The following is a 24,722-nucleotide window of genomic DNA, read 5'->3' as shown; positions in this document are numbered from 1 at the left end:
TATTTTTTTATCTATTTTATTCAGCAGGAGATGCTATGATGTTAATTTCTTTTTCGTTGGATAATGCCGATATTTTATTTTTTCTTCTTATCTGACTGCTATACCAGATGGCAATAACGATTCCGACAATGCTGATCAGCTGGTAAAGATGGAAATAAGGTGGTGTATAGGTGAGACTGACTTCCTTTGCATCTTGATTTACTTTGATAGCTGTCATTAAGTAGTTGCCTTCCTTGACTTCAGCTTTTTTACCGTCTACTGTTGCCTCCATACCGTTAAGGTAAGGCACAGGGATAACAGCATAACCTGCTGAATGAGGTTTTAGATGGGCAGTGAGTTTATTTCTTTGTTCAGTCAGTGTATGCCGGGGCTGATTGACAGCCTTTTTCAATGTCTGATAATCTTCGGCGTAAATTCCGTTGACTTTAACATGATAAGTCCCGGTCATTAATTTCAGTTGAATAAGTTTATCAGCTTTAATGCGCATTGTAATACGTGGATTGAAGCGTCTGTAATCATCGTCGAGCGGTTTCCGTGACTGATAAATTTCATTAATCCAGACATAATGATAACGACTCGGTGTTTTAAGTTCGATACTTAGATCAACATATAGGTCTTTGTATTGATCAGAAATATTGTCAGGTAGCTTCAATACAAGTCCACCTTGTTCTTTTGATACTACTAGCGTCTCACCTTCGTAAGTTGCATTGTTGAGTCTCATTTCAGTCTGATTCAATAAATTACGAGCAGGCTCTATTCGTGAATTAGACGGTTGATTTAAGACAACACCCGTCAGCATCGCATGTTCACGGTCGAGTGGTGTATTCAGCTCGTTGACGTTATAAATGTTATCAGTAACACGTACATTAGGGAGCTGATAAGTATTACGGTAAATTTCATAGTCCTTATCCCTGCCATGACGAGTATCCGTCAGTTCAAAGCCGTAAGGCAGTGTCGCAGGGTTGCCCGTTCGAATGGAATGGTCCACGTTGAAAAGACTGTATAGATTGGCACGTTCCCCGAGCCGGTAGTAAATACTGTTACTGTCAGTATCCATTGTGACGTTCAATTCCTTATCATAGAACTGATAGATATCCTTGTCGAAAATACTTGAATACAATTTGATCCCATTGAAGTGCTGATACAGGGGGGTATTATGCGTGGCAGAAGTCTGCCAGTCGATACGAGACGCAGGGTTTTCAGCTTTAATTTTGCTGATAATAGAGCGCTGTACTTCACTATTATATTTATCAGATTGAACAAATGATAAGTTACGTTCCTCAAATGGGTGCAGTGTATCGATCTGCTCGCGCATGTAATCGTAGACAAAGAACAGATTCATCACGATGATGGTGAGTATTAAGCACTGGTAGGCTGACTTATTACCGCGCTGAATATACAGCATGATGATTATGACGATAACAGGGATGAACAGGAGCCAGACGAGTGATTTGCCGGCACCTATAATCGAAAGACTGTAGATAATCGTCACAGGAATGAGTGACACTGTGACTTCTTTAAGTGTCAAAGACTTCAGATGCTGAAGATAGACGGCGATTACACCGGCAGATGAAAAGACGAGCATATAGACCCATCTTCTCTGATCAATGGAGAAGCCATTGAAGAAACTATCAAATAACGGTGATAGTGATCCCGCCATAAAGAGCCATGTGATAACTGCAAAAAGTCTGAATGTATAATTGCGATAAAGTCTGAAAGTCGAGAGTGCCATAACCGTCAAAAACGGAATGACAGCATAGTAGCCATCATAAAATAAATTGTAGTGAATAATAAAGTCTATAAATGGTTTTAATTTAATCGGCGGCAACGTACGGTCATTGAGTAAATAACTTGTGACGCCAGTAGAGAAACCGACTGCACTAATAGCCAGTCCGATGAAAGATGCAATAATGATAACAGCGACTTTTGTCTGCCAGCGTACGACATCGCTTTTTTTGTGATAAAGGGTGCGATAACTAAAGTAGAACAGTACAAAAATAAACTGATAATAGCTGAAATAGAAATTGGAATGAAGTGTCAGTGCGATCCCGACGATAAAGATTCCGATCTTGCGCTCTGAAAAGAAGCGTTCCATGCCGTATATCGTCAACGGTAAATAGAACATGACATCACTGAAAAAACTCCACGTAAATGTGAAAAAGAAATAGACCGTTGAATAACCATAAAGAAAAGCACTGGCCATACTTGCATAACGATTAATACCCAGTAGTCTGAACAGACGATAGGTGATGTAAATAATAGCAGCAAGCTTAAAAAAGGACACCATAAACTGGTTGACAAACCAGAAGTCCGGACTGCCTGTGTTCAGAGGCAGAAACAGATCAAGTATATAAATGACTCCGAAATTAAGATAAGCAATTGGAGAGGTCGAATAATAATAGGCCAGACTTCTGAAAAAGTCACCCCCGATACCGAATCCCATATCATAGAAAAAATTGAACTTTGAAAATTGTTCATATAAATAGAGCTGGAAGGGAATCATCTGTGCGATGCTATCCCCTTTACCAGAAAAAAGAATGCCTTCAGTCATAAATCGATAGATAACGACACTATGAGCAGCTAGGGACAGCAGAAGTACAGTTGCCCATGTTTTTATCTTCATTTTTTACGCTTCCTTTTCACAGGTTTTAAATAAATAATAGTGAGCAGCAATGACAAGATGGATAGGCTGGTGACAAGGTAGAAATAAGGGGGCACATACTTGAAGGTTACAGCTTCAGCACCTGCCGGCACTTTCACAGCAGCTTTTAAATAGTTGCCGCGTTCAACAGCTACCGGCTGACCGTCTACTTGAGCGGTTAAACCATCACGATAGATGATGGGCGTTACTAAATGACCAGCCTTCTGATTGTGCAGTTCAACTTTCATCTTATTACCATCAGCCGTAAATTTAATATCATTATTGCGTGGTGCCTCTGTTAAAGTCTGATAGTTTTCACCGTATATCCCTTTTACGGTAAAGTGATAAGTTCCTTTTGTAAGACCGATCAGTATTTTACCGTTCGCCGGCTTAGCGACTCTATACAGCAGATGATCCTGATGCGTTCTATATTTACTTGATTTAAACAGTCGGTTGTTGGCATAGCCATTTACGTTGATTTGAATGTTACTCTCAGCTGAAATCAATTCGGCATAGAGTTCAACATAAAAATCATCATACTGATTAAGCGCCTCTTTAGGTAGATCAATGACAATACCACCACTTGGAGGATTGACTTCAAGTGTTTTATTATATTCAGTCCACTGGGCACCTGAAGTGGTGATCGAACTGTCAGGTAATAAATTCTTCACTGCAGGAAGAGAAGTATTCGTTTCTCTGCCATCAGTAACCATACCGTTAATCATGGCCCGCTCTCGCTCGAGAGGATTTTTTAAATCGCTCTCATTGTAGTATGTATCTGTCACTTTTGCGACGGGAAGAGGAGCTGTGTTTTCGTATATACGATACTTCTCTTTAGAGTCAATTAACTTAAAGTTCAGTGGGATATCGGTCTGATAATCTTTTCTGACCAGATACCGTACATTAAATAATGATTCAAGATTACTACGTGATTGAAAGGTCGAGTATCGGCTGATAGATTCCTCTTTTAAATTAATCATGAGAGCATTGTAATAAAAATCGATAAGTGAACCATCAAATATACTTGAATACAGGCTGACACCTGGGAAGTTCTGATAAAGGGGTGTATTATCCTGTTCGAGTACACGCCAGTCAATTCTTTCACCTGGTTTCAGTTTCTTTTTCAGATTATCAATAATCTGCTGTTGAACTTGAGAATTATAAGTGCTGGATTCAATATAGGACATCTTCGCACGGTCATCGATGCCTGGATTATAGTTGTCATAAAGATTGTGTTCTTTAACGACATGCCAGTTGAACAGCATAATCACAGCTATTTGTGCATAGTAGAAATAATGATTAAATGTTTTATTTCTAGTGAGCAGTACAATAAGACCGATCCCTGCGATTACAGGTAGATACCATACCCATTCGACTTTCTTATCGATATAGATGTAAGAAAGAATGATGATAATAAAACCAGGGATGAGAGAATAAAGATAGTTCTGCACCGAAATCTGACGGAACTTGGCGATATACATGGCAATCAGACCACTTGAAAAAAAAGTCAGTAAATAGTGCCAGCGTTTCTGCGGTGCTGAAAAGCCGTTGAATACTGAATCGATGAACGGCATAAAACTTAAATAAAGTAATGCAATGGTCATCAGGGCAAAGAAACGGTAAAAATAATGACGATAAAACTTAAATGTAAACAGTGCCTGTAACGTAATGTAGAGTACGATAATCAGATAATTATCATAGAAAATATTGGCGTGCTGATCAAAGTTATTAAAAAGTTTCATCCCATCTTCATACGGTGCCCGGTCGTTCTGCAGGAACCCTTTAACGCCGTAAAAGAAACTGAACAGTGACATTCCTGTACCGAGTAAAGTCATGGTCAAAAAGGCAATCCACTGATCTTTGCGGGTCGCACGGTCATCTTCAGAACGGAAGGCCATACGCAGTACAAAGTAAATCACACCGAACAACATCTGATAATAGGCGAAGTAAAAATTATTAATCAGTGACAATGTGACAGCAGCGATAAACCATATTTTCTTTTTATCCTGTATATATTTCTCGATGCCAAGCAGTAATAATGGAAGGAAAATAAAAACATCTGAGAAAAATGACCAGTACAATGTAAACCTGAAGTAAATAGCAGATGTTAAAAATAAGAAAGCCCCTAACATTGCAGGCATCCTGCTGACTTTTAAATAACGCAGATACAGATAAGTGAAATACATCGCTACAGCTGATTTTACGACAGAAACATAAAACGCATTAACAGCCCAGAACTGGATGCTGTCGGTCTTGAAATGAAACAGCAGATCAAGCCACCATATAACCACCATATTCACATAGAATACGACGGAAGTAGAATAATAATAGGCGAGATCTGTATAATAATCTCCACCCAGTCCGAAATTCATATCATAGAAAAACTGACCATGAGACCATTTGTCATATAGGAACAGCTGGAATGGCAGCATCTGTTCCAGACCATCATTCGGACCGGTAAAAATGGTACCGTCTTTAAAGAAACGATAAATATAAAAGCTATGGCCGATGACAGCGAGCAGTAAAAAAATAAGCGGATATAAGAATGTCTTTTTATTTTTCATATTCACCCTCAACAAAAATATATTTTGCAATCAGATAAGTGACAGGAACAGTGATGATTAAAGCTGGAAAAGGCGCGAGTCTTTCATCCAGTCTCATTTTAACGAATAACATCAGTAGGACAGTCTGCAGTCCCATATTGATGATTTGTGTCAACGGAAACTTCAGAAATGTAGAAATCTTAGGTTTAACATGATAGACAAAATAACAGTTTAAATAATATGAGCAAATAAAGGACCAGAGAAATGCTGATACATGACTGACCATATAAGGCGCTATATTAAGTAACAGCAAATACATGATGTAATAATTGACTGTATTGATAACACCGACGATGATAAAACGAATGAAGGCAGAGCTGAATAATTTAGTCATTCTTCAGTTTCTCCACATTCGTCTTCTCTACGATAAAGTGAGGACGTTTCTTACTTTCATAGTAAATGCGGCCGATATATTCACCAATGACGCCGAGACTGAACAGCTGAACGCCTCCGAGAAACAGAATTGAAGAGATGATGGTAAAGTAACCCGGTTCATCAATCCCCTGATAAATAATTTTGATTAGTGTCGTCAATATATAGAGCAGGCAGATGGTAAGCGTGATAGCCCCGAAATAAAAGCAGACACGTAATGGTTTATTGTTATAGCTTAATATCCCGTCAATGGCATAATCAAGAAGTGAGAAGAAAGAGAAGGAAGACTGACCTTCTTCTCGTTTAACATTTTTAAAAGGAATGGTTTTTTTACTGTATCCGACCCAGTCGAAAATTCCTTTTGAAAAACGGTTATATTCATCAAGTGATAGAATGGCATCGATAACAACTCGTGATATCAATCTGAAATCACCTTCACCGTCCACCAGTTCAACATCGACAGTCCGGTTGATGAGTTTGTAGAAAAGCTGACTCGGGATTTTTCTGATGATGTTTTCACCATCGCGGTCACGACGCGCAACAACCTGATCATAGCCTTCATAATATGCATCAACAAACTGCGGAATAAGTTCAGGAGGGTGCTGTAGGTCTGCATCTAGAATGATAGCAGCATCTCCTGCTGCAGAGCGCAGGCCGGCAAGCATAGCAGATTCTTTACCGAAATTACGGGAGAATGAGACATACTTGACATGCTCGTCTTTCTTGCTCAGTGCTTCAATCATATGGATGGATCGATCAGCGGAACCATCGTTTACAAGGATAAGTTCATAATCATAGTGGTTATTCACCATGATTTGTGTGATAGAATGATGAAGACGATTTATATTTTTTTCTTCATTATATATGGGGATGATTAGTGATAATTTCATACTGACTCCTTTAAAAACTAGTGTTTAATATCAAACATTATCATAACATGAAATGACAAAAGTATTATGAAAGAAGGTAATTTTAATGACGATACAATGGTTTCCAGGTCACATGGCCAAAGCAAGACGGGAAGTAACAGAACAACTCAAGATGGTAGATTGTGTATTCGAACTGCTCGATGCACGTATTCCTTATTCATCCAGTAATCCGATGATCAGCGACATCATTAAGGATAAACCACGTGTTGTCCTGCTCAACAAGATGGATATGGCCGATCCGCGAGAGACGAAGAAGTGGATGCAGCATATTGAGCAAACGGGTGCCTATCCCGTTATGATTGACTCAAAAAACGGTAAAAATTTAAATATGGTTGTCAAAGCAGCTGAGGAAGTAACAAAAGAGAAGTTTGAACGACTGGCCGCAAAAGGCTTAAGACCAAGAGCTATCAGGGCTATGATTGTCGGTATTCCGAATGTAGGGAAATCAACGTTAATCAACAGACTTGCGAAGAAAACAATTGCGAAGACGGGTAATACACCTGGCTTAACTAAGAAACAGCAGTGGATTAAAGTAGGTAAGACACTGGAACTGCTGGATACGCCAGGTATTCTGTGGCCGAAATTTGAGGATCAGATCGTCGGTAAAAAACTGAGTCTGACAGGTGCTATTAAAGATACGATTGTTCATTTGGATGAAGTCGCTATTTATGGACTTGAATACCTGCAGCAGCATGATATCAACACATTGAATAAACACTACAATATCCAGATTGAAGCAGATGATCCGTACTTAACGATTTTTGATCAGATCGGCTTAAGCCGCGGTATGAAAAATAAGGGCAACGAAATTGACTATGAATCTGTGATTGAACTGGTCGTGCGTGATATCAGAAATGCAAAAATTGGCCGTTACACATTTGATAGAGTTGAGGAATTAGCAGCAGATGAAGCTGAATGAGCTTAAAATTGTACTCCAGAGTCACTCAGACGCACAGCAAATAACAGAACTGTTCGGTGAAGACAAACGGGTCGGCGCACAAAAATTAATCGCTGCTCGGTTAAAACAAATTGAAAATGAAGCAGGTTTACTTGAGAACTATATAGCCGCATCAGAATTTGAAGCACGTTATCCTGGTGAAGTGATCTGTGGTATTGACGAAGTAGGTCGTGGTCCGCTCGCAGGACCTGTTGTAGCCTGTGCCGTTATATTGGATGAGGGACATTACTATCCTGGCTTGACAGACTCAAAAAAACTGTCAGCGAAAAAACGTCAGCAGCTTGAACAAGATCTGATTGCACGAGTGAGTGATTATGCAATCGGTATGGCTTCAGTTGAAGAAATCGATAACATCAATATATATGAAGCCTCAAAACTGGCGATGACTCGTGCAGTTCAAGGTCTGAAAATAAAGCCTACAGTTCTGCTGATAGATGCGATGCAGCTGAATACCGGGCTTATTGAAGAATCGATTATTAAAGGGGATATGCGCAGCGTATCTATCGGTGCAGCGAGCATTATTGCAAAAGAATATAGAGACAGATTGATGGCAGATTATGATGTGAAATATCCAGGCTATGATTTTAAGCACAATGCTGGATACGGCACGAAAAAACATCTGGAAGGGCTCAGTCAGTATGGTGTAACCCCTATTCACAGGCGTACTTTTGAACCGATTAAGACGATTGTCAAGGATGTGTAAGAAAATCCGTTTACAATAGCGCTTACATTTTCTATAATTGAAGCGTAAGCAGAATTTAACCCGTAATTTAGGAGGATGGAAAATGAATATCCATGAGTATCAAGGGAAAGAAATTTTTCGCTCAATGGGTGTAGCTGTACCAAACGGTTCAGTTGCTTATACACCTGAGGAAGCTGTAGAAGTAGCAAAGGGTCTAAAAGAAGGCGTATACGTCGTCAAAGCGCAGATTCATGCGGGAGGACGTGGTAAAGCCGGCGGTGTTAAAATTGCTAAAAATCTGGACGAAGTAAAAGGTTATGCTGAAGAACTTTTAGGTAAAATTCTGGTTACTCACCAGACGGGTCCTGAAGGGAAAGAAGTCAAACGTTTACTTGTCGAAGAAGGCTGCGATATCCAGAAAGAATATTATTTAGGATTCGTATTAGACCGTGCAACTGATTCAGTTGTCTTAATGGGTTCTGAAGAAGGCGGTACTGAAATTGAAGAAGTAGCAGAATCTAATCCTGAAAAAATCTTCAAAGAAGTGATCGATCCTGTAACCGGTTTAATGCCATATCAGGCTCGTCGACTTGCGTTCAATATCAATATTCCGAAAGAATCTGTCAATAAAGCAGTTAAAATCATGATGGGTCTCTATGATGTTTTCATTCAGAAAGATGCGTCTATCATTGAAATCAACCCACTTGTTACAACGGGTTCTGGTGATGTTCTTGCACTTGATGCGAAGATTAACTTTGATTCAAATGCATTATTCCGCCATAAAGATATCGTTGAATTACGTGATCTGGAAGAGGAAGATCCAAAAGAAATCGAAGCATCTAAATATGACCTTGCGTATATCGCGCTCGATGGCAACATCGGCTGTATGGTAAATGGTGCAGGTCTTGCGATGGCAACGATGGATACGATTAACCATTTCGGCGGCAATCCGGCGAACTTCCTTGATGTAGGGGGCGGTGCAACGAAAGAGAAAGTTACAGAAGCTTTCAAAATCATCCTTGGTGACGATAAAGTTGAAGGTATTTTTGTCAATATCTTCGGTGGCATTATGAAGTGTGATGTTATTGCTGAAGGTGTTGTTGCAGCTGCAAAAGAACTTGAACTGACTATTCCGCTTGTCGTACGTTTAGAAGGTACTAACGTAGAACAAGGTAAAGAAATTCTGGCAAGCTCAGGCTTAGCTATTACACCGGCAGGTACAATGGCAGAAGGCGCTCAGAAAATCGTTGAATTAGTTAAACAAGCTAAATAGGAAGCGGGGAGAAATTCGTGGGAGTATTTATTGATAAAAATACAAAAGTATTAGTACAGGGAATCACGGGCTCTACAGCTCTTTTCCATACAAAACAAATGATTGAATATGGTACACAGATTGTTGCGGGTGTCACACCAGGTAAAGGTGGCATGGAAGTTGAAGGCGTACCGGTTTTCAATACAGTAGAAGAAGCAGTTGAAGCAACAGGCGCTACAGTATCAGTCATTTATGTACCGGCTCCATTCGCTGCAGACGCAATTTTAGAATGTGTAGATGCTGAACTTGATCTTGCCATCTGTATCACAGAACATATCCCAGTACTTGATATGGTTAAAGTAAAACGCTATATGCAAGACAAGAAGACACGTCTGGTTGGACCGAACTGTCCAGGTGTCATCACAGCTGATGAGTGTAAAATTGGTATCATGCCAGGATACATTCACAAAAAAGGTCATGTCGGCGTAGTATCACGTTCAGGCACTCTCACTTATGAAGCAGTTCATCAGTTAACACAGCTCGGTATCGGTCAGACGACAGCTGTCGGTATCGGCGGAGACCCTGTTAACGGTACTAACTTTATTGACTGCCTGGAAGCTTTCAACAATGACCCTGAAACACTTGCGGTTGTCATGATCGGTGAAATCGGTGGAACTGCTGAAGAAGAAGCGGCAGAATGGGTGAAAGCGAATATGACAAAACCAGTCGTCGGCTTTATCGGTGGACAGACTGCACCTCCAGGAAAACGTATGGGCCATGCCGGTGCGATTATCTCTGGCGGTAAAGGAACAGCTGCGGAAAAAATTAAAGCGATGAATGCAGCTGGCATCAAAACAGCTGCGACACCATCTGATATCGGTTCAACATTAGTTGAACGTATTAAAGAAGAAGAGGGCTTGTACGAAAAATGTTTAACAGTTAAATAATGAAGTTTAGGCAGACTGTGGTCTGCCTTTTTTGCGTTGGTTTAATTTTAAATTTATTTCTCCGCCAAATTTACAATGTCGGACATATAAATTAACGTGCTGTCATTCATCCTTAACATCTGTGCTTTAAGCTAGCAGTGAGGTGATTGAAATGAACGAGCACATTCTCAAACTGATTTATGCCGGATTCTCAACGAAACAGCTGCACCAGTACTATAGAAAATTTGGCTGTTTCGATTTTGTTCAGACCAAATATGAAATGTTACTGAGAGGCAGCGGGGATAGCAGGCTGCAGTCAAAATTGCAGCGTCTAAAAGAACTGGACACTGAACGTATTAAGCATCGCCTGCAGACTGATGGCATTGAACTGCTTTTTTATGATGACCATGATTATCCGTCTTTACTTAAGCAGATTTATGATTTTCCTTTTATTCTGTTCTATAGAGGGGATAAATCATTATTGAGCGGCGATGCACTTGCCATTGTAGGAGGAAGGGAACGCACATTCTATACGATAGATGTCCTGAATCAACTGATGCCTGAACTTGTACCGGCACTGACAATCGTCAGTGGTCTGGCCAAGGGAACGGACGCTGATGCACACCTTGCAGCTATGAAGCATGGCGGAAAAACAATAGGAGTGCTTGGTTTTGGACATCTGCATCATTATCCGGATGAAACTGCTATACTCAGACGGTATATGGAGTGTCACCAGCTGGTGGTGAGTGAGTATCCGCCTTTTGCCGGGCCCAGAACATGGCAGTTTCCTGAACGTAACCGGCTGATCAGCGGTCTCGCAAACGGTGTACTGGTCATAGAATCAAAGAAACGCAGTGGCAGCTTGATTACACTTGACCAGGCCCTGGACCAGAATCGCAATGTTTACTGCATACCTGGACCTGTTACAAGCCTGCATTCAGAAGGTAGTAATCTTAAAATATTTGAGGGTGCAAAAATGTGTCTGAAAGCAACGGATATTCTGGAAGACTTCAACAGTCTGAAAATTAAATAATTGACAGCATCTGACCCTACCGTTATCATTTACACTTGAAAACGAGTTGAAAAGGGGAGATACAATTGGCAGAGAATCTTGTCATTGTTGAATCGCCTGCAAAAGCAAAAACCATTGAAAAATATTTAGGAAAAAAATTTAAAGTCATCGCCTCTATGGGACATGTCAGAGATTTACCTCGCAGTCAGATGGGCATTGATGTGGAAAATGATTTTGAACCTCGATATATTACGATTCGTGGTAAAGGGCCTGTTGTTCAGGACTTAAAAAAACATGCGAAAAAAGCGAAACATGTTTATCTCGCAAGTGACCCGGACCGCGAAGGTGAAGCGATTGCCTGGCATTTAGCACATATACTGGATATTGATGAAAAAGCAAAATCCCGCGTGGTTTTTAATGAAATCACTAAGGAAGCGGTTAAGGATAGTTTTAAGACACCACGAGAAATCAAGCATGAACTGGTTGATGCACAGCAGGCTAGACGTGCACTAGACCGACTTGTGGGCTATAATATTTCACCTGTTTTATGGAAAAAGGTGAAAAAAGGGTTGTCTGCTGGACGTGTGCAGTCAGTAGCACTTAAATTGATTATTGACCGTGAAAATGAAATCAATGCATTTAAACCTGAAGAATACTGGACGATTGACGGAACATTTGAACATAATAAAGTAAAATTCAAGGCTAAATTCCTGCATGAAAATAATAAAGCGAAGAAATTAAAATCAAGCAGTGACGTCCAGGCAATTGTCAGCCAGCTATCGGGTGACCAGTTTGATGTAACTGATGTTTCAAAGAAAGAGAAGCTTAGAAATCCTGCTAACCCCTTCACAACCTCATCTCTTCAACAGGAAGCAGCACGTAAGCTGAATTTTAAGGCACGTAAAACGATGATGCTTGCACAGCAGCTTTATGAAGGGATTGACTTGAAGAAACAAGGGACAGTCGGTCTGATCACATATATGAGAACAGACTCTACACGTATATCTGCTACCGCAAAAGAAGAGGCAGCAGGCTATATCAAGGAAAATTACGGCGGACAGTTTTTATCTAAGCGCAAGGAAGCAAAACAAAAAGAAGGTGCACAGGATGCCCACGAAGCTGTTCGTCCGACGTCAGCACTCCGTACACCGAATTCAATGAAAGATTATCTGTCACGGGATCAGTTGCGTCTCTACAAATTGATCTGGGAACGTTTTATGGCGAGTCAGATGGCACCCGCTGTCATCGATACTGTTGCAGTGGATTTAACACAAGGTGACATCAAGTTCCGTGCAAATGGGCAGACAATCAAATTTAAAGGATTTATGAGTGTCTACGTGGAAGGTCAGGATGACAATGCAGAGGAAGGCGAGAACAGATTACCTGAGCTGGTCGTTGGCGATAAAGTTAAAGCAACTGATATTGCAGAAAATCAGCACTTTACTCAGCCGCCACCTCGCTATACGGAAGCGCGTCTTGTTAAGACGTTGGAAGAAAAAGGAATCGGTCGTCCTTCTACTTATGCACCGACACTTGATACAATTCAGAAACGAAATTATGTCAAAGTCGATCAGAAGAAGTTTTATCCGACAGAATTAGGTGTCATCGTCAATGATAGTGTAAAAGAATATTTTCCTGAGATTGTCGAAGCGGAGTTCACTGCTAACATGGAGGCTTTACTTGACCGTGTGGCTAATGGTGAAATGGAGTGGAAGAAAGTAATTTCTGCTTTCTATGAAAACTTCAAAGTTGATCTTGAACGTGCTGAAGCAGAAATGGAAAAGATTGAAATCAAGGATGAACCGGCTGGAGAAGACTGTGAGAAGTGTGGTTCTCCTATGGTGATTAAAATGGGACGCTATGGTAAGTTCATGGCTTGCTCCAATTTCCCGGATTGCCGTAATACGAAAGCCATTGTTAAATCAATTGGTGTGCCTTGTCCTAAATGTAAGGACGGAGAAGTTGTAGAGCGTAAATCTAAGAAGAATCGAATTTTCTATGGCTGCACTAATTTCCCTGAATGTGATTTCATCTCATGGGATAAACCTGTATCAAGAAAATGTCCGAAGTGTGAGACACAGCTTGTCGAACGCAAAAAAGGGAAAAATATACAGGTTGTCTGTCCAAACTGTGAATACGAAGAAAAGCCACAATAAAATGACGATGTGCAGCTGCACATCGTTCTTTTAGTTTATTTAATTATCAGAATATATTACAATCATTAAGGATTAAGGAGGAATTATGATGACAACAGTAAATGTAATCGGAGCAGGACTTGCAGGTTCAGAAGCAGCCTATCAGCTTGCTGAACGAAATATTAAGGTGAATCTATACGAAATGAGACCGGTGAAGCAGACGCCTGCCCATCATACGGATAAGTTTGCTGAACTCGTATGTTCAAATTCACTGCGTGGTAACGCACTTACAAATGGAGTAGGTGTACTTAAAGAAGAAATGCGTCGTCTGAACTCACTGGTGATGAAAGCAGCTGATGCTGCGAGTGTACCAGCTGGGGGCGCACTGGCAGTTGACCGTCATGAATTCAGTGGATATATCACAGAGACACTGAAAAACCATCTTAACATTACAGTTTTTAATGAGGAAATTCATGCTATACCAGATGGACCGACAATTGTTGCAACAGGGCCGTTGACGACTGAAACTCTTTCTAAAAGCATTCAGGAACTGACAGGTCAGGAGCATCTCTACTTCTATGATGCCGCTGCCCCTATTATTGAGAAAGATTCAATAAATATGGACAAAGTATACTTGAAGTCACGTTACGACAAAGGAGAGGCTGCTTACTTAAACTGTCCGATGACAGAAGAGGAGTTTGATCTTTTTTACGAGGCGATTCTTGCAGCCGAAGTTGTGCCTTTAAAGGAATTTGAAAAAGAGATTTATTTTGAAGGCTGTATGCCGTTTGAAGAAATGGCCAAACGCGGCCGTAAAACATTACTTTTCGGTCCGATGAAACCTGTCGGCCTTGAAGATCCTAAGACGGGTAAAAGACCTTTTGCAGTTGTGCAGTTGAGACAGGATGATGCAGCAGGGACGCTTTATAATATTGTCGGTTTCCAGACACACCTGAAATGGGGCGCTCAAAAAGAAATCCTGCAGTTGATTCCAGGACTGGAAAATGTAGATATCGTACGCTATGGTGTGATGCACCGTAATACATTCATTAATTCACCGACCAATCTTGAAGCCACTTATCAGTTCAAAGGTAAGGAAGATCTCTTCTTAGCTGGACAGATGACAGGGGTGGAAGGATATGTTGAAAGTGCAGCCAGCGGACTGATTGCCGGTATCAATGCTGCTAAAGTAGCAAGTGGTCTCAAACCGATTGTATTCCCACCTTCAACGATGATTGGTGCTATGGCGCATTATATTACTCATACGAATGCGAAAAACTTCCAGCCGATGAACGCGAATTTCGGTCTGTTACCTTCACTTGAACGTAGAATTAAAGATAAAAAAGAGCGATATGAGACGCTTGCGAACAAAGCGCTGGAAAGTCTTGAGCAGTTTAAAGTAACAATCTAAGGCTATGGTTTGAATACAAATTCTGAATTGTGATACAATTCGGATAAATGAGGTGTGAAATGGATAAACGTGTAGAGGCATTCAGCCGGTTTTTAATTAATGATAAAGGATTTTCAGCTCATACTGAAAAAGCCTATACACAGGATGTGCTTCACTTTGTGGATTATCTTTCTTCCCAGCACTTGAATCTTGATTCATTTGCTTATCGGGATGCCAGAGGGTACCTCGTTTATCTGTACGATCAGCAGCTGACCCGTGCATCCGTCTCCCGCAAAATCTCGAGTCTGAAGACATTTTACAGGTTTCTACAAATGGATCAGGAAGCGGTCAATCCCTTTGATAGTCTGATTCATCCAAAACATGAAAAATATTTGCCTCAATTCTTTTATGAAGAAGAGATGGAGAGATTATTTACGGAAGTCAATCAAGGCAAACCTTTTCATGTGCGCGATCAGCTTATTCTCGAATTACTTTATGCTACGGGCATTCGGGTATCAGAGCTGGTAAATATTAAGCTGGAAGATATTGATGAAGAAATGATGCTGTTAAAAGTACTGGGTAAGGGCAGTAAAGAACGTATCGTACCCTTCGGCAGCTTTGCGGTTAAGAGCCTGCGGGTGTACTTACTATTAAGACGGCAGCATGCCAAAGATCATGATTATCTGCTGATTAATCAGCAAGGTCAGCCACTCACAGCAAGAGGTGTCAGGTACGTGCTGAATGAAATAATTAAACGAACGGGCCAAGTTTCACATATCCATCCGCACATGCTTCGTCATACGTTTGCGACTCATCTGCTGAATGAGGGCGCTGACCTTAGAACCGTACAGGATTTACTCGGTCATGTTAATCTATCGACTACTGGCAGATATACGCATGTGACGAAGGAACATCTCAGAAAAACGTATTTAAGTGCACATCCACGTGCCTGAAGGAGTGAATATAAGTGACTACAATTTTTGCAATTAAACATAAGGGACATACTGCAATGGCAGGAGACGGACAGGTAACGCTTGGTGAACAAGTCATTATGAAAGCGACAGCTAAAAAAGTTCGTCGTCTTTTTGACGACAAAGTAGTAGCCGGATTTGCGGGCAGTGTTGCAGATGCTTTTACATTATTTGAAAAATTCGAAGCTAAACTTTTTGAATATAACGGTAACTTATCACGTGCAGCAGTTGAACTTGCTAAAGAGTGGCGCGGCGATAAAATGCTCAGACAGCTCGAAGCAATGCTGATTGTTATGAATGATCAGGAATTACTTTTGGTAAGTGGTACTGGCGAAGTCATTCAACCTGATGACGATATTATCGCTATCGGTTCAGGTGGTAACTATGCACTGAGTGCCGGCCGCGCCCTGAAAAAGCATGCATCTCATCTCTCAGCAAAAGAAATTGCTGAAGCAAGTCTTGAAACTGCAGCTGATATCTGTGTCTTTACGAACCATCATATTATTCTGGAGGAGTTATAATGAATAATAAACTGAAGCTAACACCGAAAGAAATAGTCAACGAACTCAATCAGCATATCGTTGGGCAGGAGGACGCAAAGAAAAAAGTGGCGATCAGCTTACGCAATCGTTATCGCCGCTCCAAGCTTGATGAGCAGCTTCAACAGGAAATCATCCCTAAAAATATTTTGATGATGGGACCGACTGGTGTAGGTAAAACCGAAATCGCAAGACGAATCGCTCGTCTCGTCGGTGCACCGTTCATCAAAGTAGAGGCGACCAAATATACCGAAGTGGGCTATGTAGGTCGAGATGTGGAGAGCATGATTCGTGATCTGACAGAAAATGGTGTCAGATTAGTAAAAGAAGAAAAGAAAAAAGAAGTGCTGGATGAGGCAACTCAGGCGGCTAACGAGCGACTGGTGAAACTGTTAGTGCCCGCAATGAAGAAAAAGCAGCAGTCTGGCAGCAATCCATTTGAAGCTTTGTTCGGTGGACAGATGCCTAACTTAATGGATAACACAGAGGAAGAAGAAGTGACGCCTGAAATCAGCTCTAAGCGTGCAGACATTAAACGACGTCTGATGAACGGAGAACTCGAAAATGAAGTTATCAAGATAAAAGTAGAGCAGGAACAAGGTCTGCCGTTCGGCATGGATATGCCAGGCAACAATATGCAGGATATGCTGAGCCAGATGATGCCGAAGAAAAAAGTAGAACGTCAGCTGACAGTAAAGAAGGCGCGTCCTATTCTAGTGGATGAAGAAGCGGGCAAGCTGATTGATCAGGAATCTGTGAATCAGGAAGCAGTTCAGCTCACTGAGCAGCTAGGTATTGTCTTTATTGATGAAATCGATAAGATCGCTTGCAGCTCTCAAAGCGGACAGGATATATCTCGTCAAGGGGTGCAGCGCGATATTCTGCCGATTGTAGAAGGAAGTGTCGTGCAGACGAAATATGGTGCTGTTAATACCGATCATATTCTCTTTATCGGAGCAGGTGCTTTTCATGTATCGAAACCAAGTGACCTGATTCCTGAGCTGCAAGGTCGATTCCCAATCAGGGTCGAACTGAATAAGTTATCAGTAGAAGATTTCGAGAAAATACTGCGTGAACCTAAATTATCTTTGTTACGCCAATATGAAAGCCTGCTGGCGACTGAGGACGTGACGATTTCGTTTACAGATGAGGCGATCACGAGACTCGCTGAGATGGCTTACGAGGTCAATCAGGAAACAGATAATATTGGTGCAAGACGACTGCATACTATTATGGAGAAGATGCTTGAAGACTTGTCCTTTGAAGCAGCTGATATGCCGAATGCGCATGTTGAGATTACAAAACAGTATGTGGAATCAAAACTGGGTACAATCGCAACGAATAAAAAATTAAGTGAATTTATACTCTAAAGGAGATTATGATGGTGACATTATTAGAAAAAACACGCGAAATCAACAAATTGCTGCAGGAACATGAAGGTCTTGCTGTCGACTTCAAAATTATGGCCGACCATTTAGGTAGCGTTATGCAGTCCAATGTATTCATCGTTTCACGTCGAGGCAAGATTTTAGGTTTTGGTGTGAATGAGTTACTGAAAAATGAACGCATCATCAAGATAATTGAACAGCGTCAAATTCCAAGTGAATATACAGACTATATTCTTAAAGTCGATGCTACTCAGTCTAATATTGCGCTTGATAATAATCTGACTGTCTTCCCACCTGAAAATGAGAATCTTTTCAAAGACAGTAAAACAACAATTATCCCAATTAAAGGCGGCGGTACACGCCTTGGTACTTTAGTGCTGGGCCGAGTTGACAAATCATTTGATGATAATGATTTAGTTTTAGGTGAATATGCAGCGACAGTCGTTGGTATGGAGATTCTGCGTGAAAAACATACTGAGATTGCAAGCAAGGCTCGTGATAAAGCAGCTATCACTATGGCGATCAATTCTTTATCATATTCTGAAAAAGAGGCTATCGAACATATTTTTGAAGAGCTGAATGCAAATGAAGGACTGCTTGTTGCCTCTAAAGTGGCTGATCGTGTGGGTATTACACGCTCAGTTATCGTCAATGCACTGCGCAAACTTGAAAGTGCCGGTGTCATTGAATCGCGTTCACTAGGGATGAAGGGGACATTCATAAAAATTAAAAAAGAACAGTTCCTGAAAGAACTCGAAAACAGCCATTAATTTGGTTGTTTTTTTTTAGTAGATATGATATATTAATAAACGGCTTTTAAAAAGCTAATTCACACACTATGGCTCAGTATTTCAGTGGTGCAGCTCTGCTGTTCTGAAATTGCCTGTAGTGGCGGAATAAACCAATAGGAGGAAATTAAAATGGCAGTAATCTCAATGAAACAATTGTTAGAAGCTGGTGTTCACTTCGGTCATCAGACACGTCGTTGGAACCCAAAAATGAAGAAATATATCTTCACTGAAAGAAATGGTATCTATATCATTGACCTTCAAAAAACAGTTAAGAAAGTTGAAGAAGCTTATAACTTCGTTAAATCTATCGCTGAAGAAGGCGGTTCTGTTTTATTCGTAGGTACTAAAAAACAAGCACAAGAAGCGATTAAAGAAGAAGCTGAGCGTTCAGGTCAGTTCTACATCAACCAACGTTGGTTAGGTGGTACTTTAACGAACTATAAAACAATCAACAAACGTGTAAAACGTATTTCTGAAATCGAAAAAATGGAAGAAGACGGTACTTTTGACGTACTTCCTAAAAAAGAAGTTGTAGAACTGAAAAAAGAATACGATCGTCTGATCAAATTCTTAGGCGGTATCCGCGACATGAAATCTATGCCAGCAGCTATCTTCGTTGTTGATCCTCGTAAAGAGCGTAACGCAATTGCTGAAGCTAAAAAATTACACATTCCAATCGTTGGTATTGTGGATACAAACTGTGATCCAGATGAAATCGACTATGTTATCCCAGCGAATGATGATGCTATCCGTGCCGTTAAATTATTAACAGGTAAAATGGCAGATGCAATCCTTGAAGCGAAGCAAGGCGTTTCTGATGAAGAAGTTGCAGCTGAGCAAAATATCGATTTAAAAGAGTCTACTGAAGCTAAAGCTGAAGAAACGACTGAAGCATAATCAGATTAAAGGTGATAAGTTTACTTATCACCTTTTTTAAAGAAATCATGTAAATATTTCGCCTTTTATCTTACAATTTAGTATGATAAATGAGTGAGCAACATATCTTTTATTTGGAGGAATTATTCATGGCAATCACAGCTCAATTAGTTAAACAATTACGCGAAAGAACTGGCGCAGGTATGATGGACTGCAAAAAAGCATTAACTGAAACAAACGGCGATATCGATGCAGCAGTAGATTACTTACGTGAAAAAGGTATTGCGAAAGCAGCTAAAAAAGCTGACCGTATCGCTGCTGAAGGTACAACTTATGTTGCATCAAAAGGTAACGATGCAGTTCTTTTAGAATTAAACTCTGAAACTGACTTCGTTGCACGTAATGAAGGTTTCCAAGCTTTAGTTAAAGAAATGGCTGATCATATTCTTGAAAACAAACCAGCTGACGTTGATGCATTAATGGCATCTACTATGAAAGATGGCAACACAGTTGAAACTAAAATGCACGAAGCGATTTCTACAATCGGTGAAAAATTAACTTTACGTCGTTTTGCATTAGCAACTAAAACTGATGCAGATGCTTTCGGTGAGTACTTACACATGGGCGGCCGTATCGGCGTTCTTGCTGTAGTTGAAAACTCTACAGACGCTGAAGCTGCTAAAGATGTAGCGATGCACATCGCAGCACTCAACCCTAAATTCGTATCACGTGAGCAAGTATCTGCTGATGAACTTGATCACGAAAAAGATATTCTTAAACAACAAGCATTAAATGAAGGTAAACCTGAAAATATCGTTGAGAAAATGGTTGAAGGTCGTCTTCGTAAATATCTTGAAGAAATCTGTGCAGTAGATCAGCCATTCGTTAAAAACCCTGATCAAACTGTTGCTGAGTTCCTTAAATCAAAAGGTGGTACTTTAACTTCATTCGTTCGTTTCGAAGTTGGGGAAGGTATCGAAAAACGTCAAGATAACTTCGCTGATGAAGTTATGGGTCAAATCAATAAATAATAGCACATCAGACACGATGATTCAGGCATGATGATTCGTGTCTTTTTTTAAGCATTAACATATCAGTTATTAACTGATATAATACATATAGTTTGTGCGCTTCTTTCATTAAAGAAGAATTAAAATCAAAGTCTGAAAGGGCGGAATTAAATGGATACATCTAAATATAGACGTGTAGTACTGAAATTAAGTGGAGAAGCTTTAGCAGGAGATACTGGTTTCGGTATTAATCCTGTCATTATTAAAAATATTGCCAAACAAGTGGCTGAAGTTGCAAAGATGGACTGTGAGATTGCAGTCATCGTGGGTGGCGGCAATATATGGCGTGGTAAAACAGGTAGCGACCTGGGTATGGACCGTGGAACTGCCGATTATATGGGGATGCTTGCAACAGTGATGAACTCGCTTGCGCTACAGGACAGTCTCGAGCAATTAGATTGTGATACACGCGTACTGACTTCAATTGAAATGCAGCAAGTTGCTGAGCCATACATCAGACGTCGTGCTATCCGTCATCTGCAGAAAGGCCGTGTTGTTATATTTGCAGCTGGAATCGGTAACCCTTATTTCTCTACTGATACGACTGCTGCACTTCGTGCAGCTGAAATGGAAGCAGATGTTATTCTAATGGGTAAAAATAATGTGGATGGTGTTTATTCTGCCGATCCTAAACTCGATCCGTCTGCAAAAAAATATGAAAAGCTGACTTACATCCAGATGCTGCAGGAAGGTCTGCAAGTCATGGACTCAACAGCAAGCTCGTTCTGTATGGACAACGATATCCCGCTCGTGGTATTCTCAATTATGGAAGATGGCAACATTAAGCGTGCTATCGTGGGTGAAGAAATCGGAACAACAATTACTAAATAAGTGAGGAGTAATTTCAATGACAACAGCAATTATTAATGAAGCCAAAGACAAAATGTCTAAAAGTATCGACAGTCTGACACGTGAATTTGCCGGCATCCGTGCAGGTAATGCCAATGCAAATTTACTTGACCGTGTAACTGTTAACTATTACGGAGCAGATACGCCAGTTCAACAGCTTGCCGGTATTTCTGTACCAGAAGCAAGAATGATCGTCGTAACACCTTATGATAAAACATCAATCGATGATATTTTAAAAGCGATTAATATGGCTAATCTAGGAGTCAATCCAACTTCTGACGGTACAGTGATCCGTATTACAGTACCAGCGCTGACAGAAGAACGTCGTAAAGACTTAGTGAAAGATGCTAAAAAAGAAGCAGAAAATGCTAAAGTAGCTATCCGTAACATTCGTCGTGATGCTAATGACGATCTTAAAAAAGCGGAAAAAGCAGGCGAAATGTCTGAAGATGAACTGCGTGGCTATACAGAAGATGTTCAGGACTTAACAAATGATTACATCAAAAAAATTGATGAATTAACAGCGACAAAAGAGAACGACATAATGGCTGTTTAATAGCTTTAAGCCGATGATTTCACTTAATGTGAGACATCGGCTCTTTTTTTGTGGTTAAATAGAGCTATAGATATGATAGAATGTAGATTAGTATTAAAGCTGGAGGACGTTATGTTTAAAATATTTAAGAAAAAAACTTCTCAATCTGTCAGTCATGAAGTGATACCTGAACATATTGCAATCATCATGGACGGCAACGGGAGATGGGCTAAAAATAAAAAAATGCCGCGAGTGAAGGGGCATTACCAAGGTATGCAGACGGTTAAAAAAATTACTTCACATGCGAGTCAGATCGGCGTCAAATATTTAACAGTCTATGCATTTTCAACTGAGAACTGGTCACGTCCAAAAGACGAAGTGAATTACTTGATGAAGTTACCGGTTGATTTTTTAGCATCATTTCTACCTGATTTGATGAAAAATAATATAAAAGTAGAATCGATCGGTTTTATTGAGCAGCTGCCTGACCATACGAAGGAAGCATTGTATCAAGTACAGGATGCGACTAAAGACAATACAGGGATGAAATTGATTTTTGCACTGAACTATGGTGGCCGTAAGGAGATTGTGGCTGCCGTTCAGCTGTTAGCAGCTGCCTATAAGTCAAATGACATCAGCCTGGATGATATTGATGAAGAACGCTTCAGTCAATCACTTTTCACAAAAAATTATCCGGATCCGGATCTGCTGATTCGTACGTCCGGTGAAGAACGTTTAAGTAATTTTATGTTATGGCAGACATCATACAGTGAATTTGTTTTCCATAAAAAACTGTGGCCGGATTTTGAACCATCAGATTTAGATGAATCCATTCAAATTTACCAGTCCAGACAACGTAGATTTGGAGGGGTATAATGAAAACCAGAACAATCACAGCTATTCTTGCCATGGCTGTCTTTTTACCGATCGTCATTTACGGAGGACTGCCAGTACTCGTACTGGCTTATCTTCTGGCGATAGTGGCACTAAAGGAAGTGCTGAATATGAGACGCATTAAACTCTATTCACTACCCGGTCTTATCAGCCTGTCAGCTCTGTGCTTAATCATGTCCCCTGAACGCAGTAAAATTGTTGAAAGTGATTTTCAGGTGCCATTTCTGATTATTATCAGTCTGATACTCCTCAGCCATACTGTTATCTCGAAAAACAGATTCTCATTTGTTGATGCAGCTTTCTGTATGCTTGCTGTTGCCTATGTCGGTATCGGCTTCATGTACTTTTATGAGACACGCCATCATGGGCTGCATTATCTGCTCTTTGCACTGCTCATCGTCTGGTCGACAGATACGGGCGCCTATATATTCGGACGTTTATTCGGTAAGAATAAACTGTGGCCGGAAATCAGTCCCAATAAGACGATTGAAGGTTTTATAGGCGGCATTGCCAGCAGCACAATCGTAGCGATAGTATTCGCGATGTATTATAATATGCCAGTTGGATTCGTTATGCTGATTATTGTCACATGGCTGCTCAGCGTAGCTGGACAACTCGGTGATCTAGTTGAATCAGCACTGAAGCGAAATTTCGGTGTTAAAGACTCAGGAACATTGTTGCCTGGGCACGGGGGTATCCTTGATAGATTTGACAGCTTTATTTTTGTACTACCCTTGATGAATATCTTTTTAATTAACTTTCAGAGTTAGGTGATGACATGAAAAAAATAGGAATTTTAGGTGCGAGTGGTTCAGTTGGTATGCAAGGATTAGATATTATCCGTCAGCATACCGATCAGTATCAGCTGGTCAGTTTCTCAGTCGGCCGAAATATAGAACAGGCAAAAGAAATTATTAAAGAATTCAGTCCTAAAATCGTATCAGTTCAAAATGCAGCAGATGCTGAAAAACTGACAGAATTTGATGTTGAAGTAGTTGATGGTGATGAAGGGCTTCTTGCGGTGGCAGGGTATAAGGAAAATGATATGCTGCTCAACTCCATCTTGGGGAGTGTCGGACTTAGACCTACACTACATGCCATTGAGCAGGGCATTGATATTGCGCTCGCTAACAAGGAGACATTAGTAGTGGCCGGTGAACTGGTGATGCAAAAAGCAAAGGAACATGGAGTCAATATACTGCCAGTTGATTCAGAGCATTCAGCTATTTATCAGTGCCTGAACGGAGAAGACCCTCAAACGATTGAGAAAATCATTATCACAGCAAGCGGTGGCTCATTCCGTGATTTAAGTCGTGCAGAACTTGAAGAGGTTACACTTGAAGATGCACTTAATCATCCGAACTGGTCAATGGGACAGAAAATTACTATTGATTCAGCTACGATGATGAATAAGGGACTTGAAGTCATTGAAGCGAAGTGGCTGTTTGATTTACCTGTTGAGAAGATTGAAACTATTTTACATAGAGAGAGTGTTATTCACTCGATGGTCGAATTTAATGATACAAGTGTTATCGCGCAGCTTGGAACACCTGATATGAGGATGCCGATTCTATATGCATTCAGTTATCCGGAACGACTGCCGCGTGAAGGTGAGAGATTGAATCTTGCGAAACTAGGCACGATGCATTTTAAAGAAATGGACCTTGAACGCTTCAAGTGTCTTAAATTCGCATATGATGCTATTAAAATAGGCGGCACGATGCCAGTGGTGATGAATGCCGTCAACGAAGTGGCAGTCGCGAAGTTTTTAAACGGTGAGATCAGCTTCCTGGATATTGAACGGCTGATTGAACGTGAAATGCGAAATCATGATGTTATACAGAATCCTGATCTTGAAACCATCTTGAAAGTAGATGCAGACTATAAGTCGCGTCAATATGAGGTATAA

22 protein-coding genes are annotated in these 24,722 nt (G+C 40.6%); 18 read left to right on the top strand and 4 right to left on the bottom strand.

The genetic code is table 11. The features are described from left to right. Positions 1-16 precede the first annotated feature (16 nt). From ERX37_RS03675 to ERX37_RS03660, 4 genes are read right to left on the bottom strand one after another with little or no spacing between them, the layout of a single operon-like run. Positions 17-2,623 carry a YfhO family protein gene (locus ERX37_RS03675; RefSeq protein WP_133429282.1) on the bottom strand — a complete coding sequence of 869 codons (2,607 nt, stop codon included), beginning with the start codon at positions 2,621-2,623 and terminating at the stop codon, positions 17-19. Continuing rightward, positions 2,620-5,205 (bottom strand): YfhO family protein, encoded by a 2,586-nt coding sequence (locus tag ERX37_RS03670; protein WP_133429281.1) that lies wholly within the window; start codon positions 5,203-5,205, stop codon positions 2,620-2,622. The genes ERX37_RS03675 and ERX37_RS03670 overlap by 4 nt, the downstream gene beginning before the upstream one ends. Then, positions 5,195-5,578: a GtrA family protein gene (locus ERX37_RS03665; protein ID WP_133429280.1), complete on the bottom strand. Its 384-nt coding sequence runs from the start codon at positions 5,576-5,578 to the stop codon at positions 5,195-5,197. The genes ERX37_RS03670 and ERX37_RS03665 overlap by 11 nt, the downstream gene beginning before the upstream one ends. Further along, on the bottom strand, positions 5,571-6,506 hold the full coding sequence (locus ERX37_RS03660) for a glycosyltransferase family 2 protein (protein WP_133429279.1): 936 nt from the start codon (positions 6,504-6,506) through the stop codon (positions 5,571-5,573). Before ERX37_RS03660 ends, ERX37_RS03665 begins: the two co-directional genes overlap by 8 nt. A gap of 85 nt (positions 6,507-6,591) precedes the next feature. Between ERX37_RS03660 and ylqF the strand changes: the two genes are divergently transcribed. The 18 genes from ylqF to dxr all read left to right on the top strand — a co-directional run bounded on the left by ylqF (position 6,592) and on the right by dxr (position 24,722). Beyond that, entirely contained in the window at positions 6,592-7,464 is an 873-nt protein-coding gene (gene ylqF, locus ERX37_RS03655) for a ribosome biogenesis GTPase YlqF (protein ID WP_133429278.1), read from the top strand. Next, the gene (locus tag ERX37_RS03650) at positions 7,451-8,206 is read left to right on the top strand and encodes a ribonuclease HII (RefSeq protein WP_133429277.1); all 756 of its coding nucleotides are present in this window, start codon (positions 7,451-7,453) and stop codon (positions 8,204-8,206) included. Before ylqF ends, ERX37_RS03650 begins: the two co-directional genes overlap by 14 nt. A gap of 82 nt (positions 8,207-8,288) precedes the next feature. Then, entirely contained in the window at positions 8,289-9,458 is a 1,170-nt protein-coding gene (gene sucC / locus ERX37_RS03645; RefSeq protein ID WP_133429276.1) for an ADP-forming succinate--CoA ligase subunit beta, read from the top strand. 17 nt (positions 9,459-9,475) lie between these two features. Continuing rightward, entirely contained in the window at positions 9,476-10,384 is a 909-nt protein-coding gene (sucD, locus tag ERX37_RS03640) for a succinate--CoA ligase subunit alpha (RefSeq protein ID WP_133429275.1), read from the top strand. 151 nt (positions 10,385-10,535) lie between these two features. Then, complete coding sequence (dprA, locus tag ERX37_RS03635) at positions 10,536-11,396, top strand: DNA-processing protein DprA (RefSeq protein ID WP_133429274.1); 861 nt, start codon at positions 10,536-10,538, stop codon at positions 11,394-11,396. Positions 11,397-11,455: 59 nt separating this feature from the next. Then, the gene (gene topA / locus ERX37_RS03630; RefSeq protein WP_188352337.1) at positions 11,456-13,531 is read left to right on the top strand and encodes a type I DNA topoisomerase; all 2,076 of its coding nucleotides are present in this window, start codon (positions 11,456-11,458) and stop codon (positions 13,529-13,531) included. 85 nt (positions 13,532-13,616) lie between these two features. Continuing rightward, positions 13,617-14,921, top strand: a complete 1,305-nt coding sequence (gene trmFO / locus ERX37_RS03625; RefSeq protein WP_133429272.1) for an FADH(2)-oxidizing methylenetetrahydrofolate--tRNA-(uracil(54)-C(5))-methyltransferase TrmFO — start codon at positions 13,617-13,619, stop codon at positions 14,919-14,921. Between the two features lie 59 nt (positions 14,922-14,980). Then, positions 14,981-15,853 carry a site-specific tyrosine recombinase/integron integrase gene (gene xerA, locus ERX37_RS03620; RefSeq protein ID WP_133429271.1) on the top strand — a complete coding sequence of 291 codons (873 nt, stop codon included), beginning with the start codon at positions 14,981-14,983 and terminating at the stop codon, positions 15,851-15,853. 14 nt (positions 15,854-15,867) lie between these two features. Continuing rightward, positions 15,868-16,392 (top strand): HslVU peptidase proteolytic subunit, encoded by a 525-nt coding sequence (gene hslV / locus ERX37_RS03615; protein WP_268234309.1) that lies wholly within the window; start codon positions 15,868-15,870, stop codon positions 16,390-16,392. Further along, positions 16,389-17,780, top strand: a complete 1,392-nt coding sequence (gene hslU, locus ERX37_RS03610) for an ATP-dependent protease ATPase subunit HslU (protein WP_133429270.1) — start codon at positions 16,389-16,391, stop codon at positions 17,778-17,780. Before hslV ends, hslU begins: the two co-directional genes overlap by 4 nt. Positions 17,781-17,794: 14 nt before the next feature. Then, positions 17,795-18,568 carry a GTP-sensing pleiotropic transcriptional regulator CodY gene (gene codY / locus ERX37_RS03605; RefSeq protein WP_133429666.1) on the top strand — a complete coding sequence of 258 codons (774 nt, stop codon included), beginning with the start codon at positions 17,795-17,797 and terminating at the stop codon, positions 18,566-18,568. 150 nt (positions 18,569-18,718) lie between these two features. Further along, positions 18,719-19,486 carry a 30S ribosomal protein S2 gene (rpsB, locus tag ERX37_RS03600; protein ID WP_133429269.1) on the top strand — a complete coding sequence of 256 codons (768 nt, stop codon included), beginning with the start codon at positions 18,719-18,721 and terminating at the stop codon, positions 19,484-19,486. 128 nt (positions 19,487-19,614) lie between these two features. After that, on the top strand, positions 19,615-20,496 hold the full coding sequence (tsf, locus tag ERX37_RS03595) for a translation elongation factor Ts (RefSeq protein WP_133429268.1): 882 nt from the start codon (positions 19,615-19,617) through the stop codon (positions 20,494-20,496). A 150-nt stretch (positions 20,497-20,646) separates the two neighbouring features. After that, positions 20,647-21,366: a UMP kinase gene (pyrH, locus tag ERX37_RS03590; RefSeq protein WP_133429267.1), complete on the top strand. Its 720-nt coding sequence runs from the start codon at positions 20,647-20,649 to the stop codon at positions 21,364-21,366. 16 nt (positions 21,367-21,382) lie between these two features. After that, complete coding sequence (gene frr / locus ERX37_RS03585; RefSeq protein ID WP_133429266.1) at positions 21,383-21,940, top strand: ribosome recycling factor; 558 nt, start codon at positions 21,383-21,385, stop codon at positions 21,938-21,940. 111 nt (positions 21,941-22,051) lie between these two features. Next, positions 22,052-22,795, top strand: a complete 744-nt coding sequence (locus tag ERX37_RS03580) for an isoprenyl transferase (RefSeq protein WP_133429265.1) — start codon at positions 22,052-22,054, stop codon at positions 22,793-22,795. Continuing rightward, positions 22,795-23,583 carry a phosphatidate cytidylyltransferase gene (locus tag ERX37_RS03575; RefSeq protein WP_133429264.1) on the top strand — a complete coding sequence of 263 codons (789 nt, stop codon included), beginning with the start codon at positions 22,795-22,797 and terminating at the stop codon, positions 23,581-23,583. The genes ERX37_RS03580 and ERX37_RS03575 overlap by 1 nt, the downstream gene beginning before the upstream one ends. Positions 23,584-23,591: 8 nt before the next feature. Next, positions 23,592-24,722, top strand: a complete 1,131-nt coding sequence (dxr, locus tag ERX37_RS11540) for a 1-deoxy-D-xylulose-5-phosphate reductoisomerase (RefSeq protein WP_133429263.1) — start codon at positions 23,592-23,594, stop codon at positions 24,720-24,722.

Source organism: Macrococcus hajekii, assembly GCF_004359505.1.
GTDB lineage: Bacteria > Bacillota > Bacilli > Staphylococcales > Staphylococcaceae > Macrococcus > Macrococcus hajekii.
This window is presented reverse-complemented; position numbering and strand designations above follow the sequence as displayed.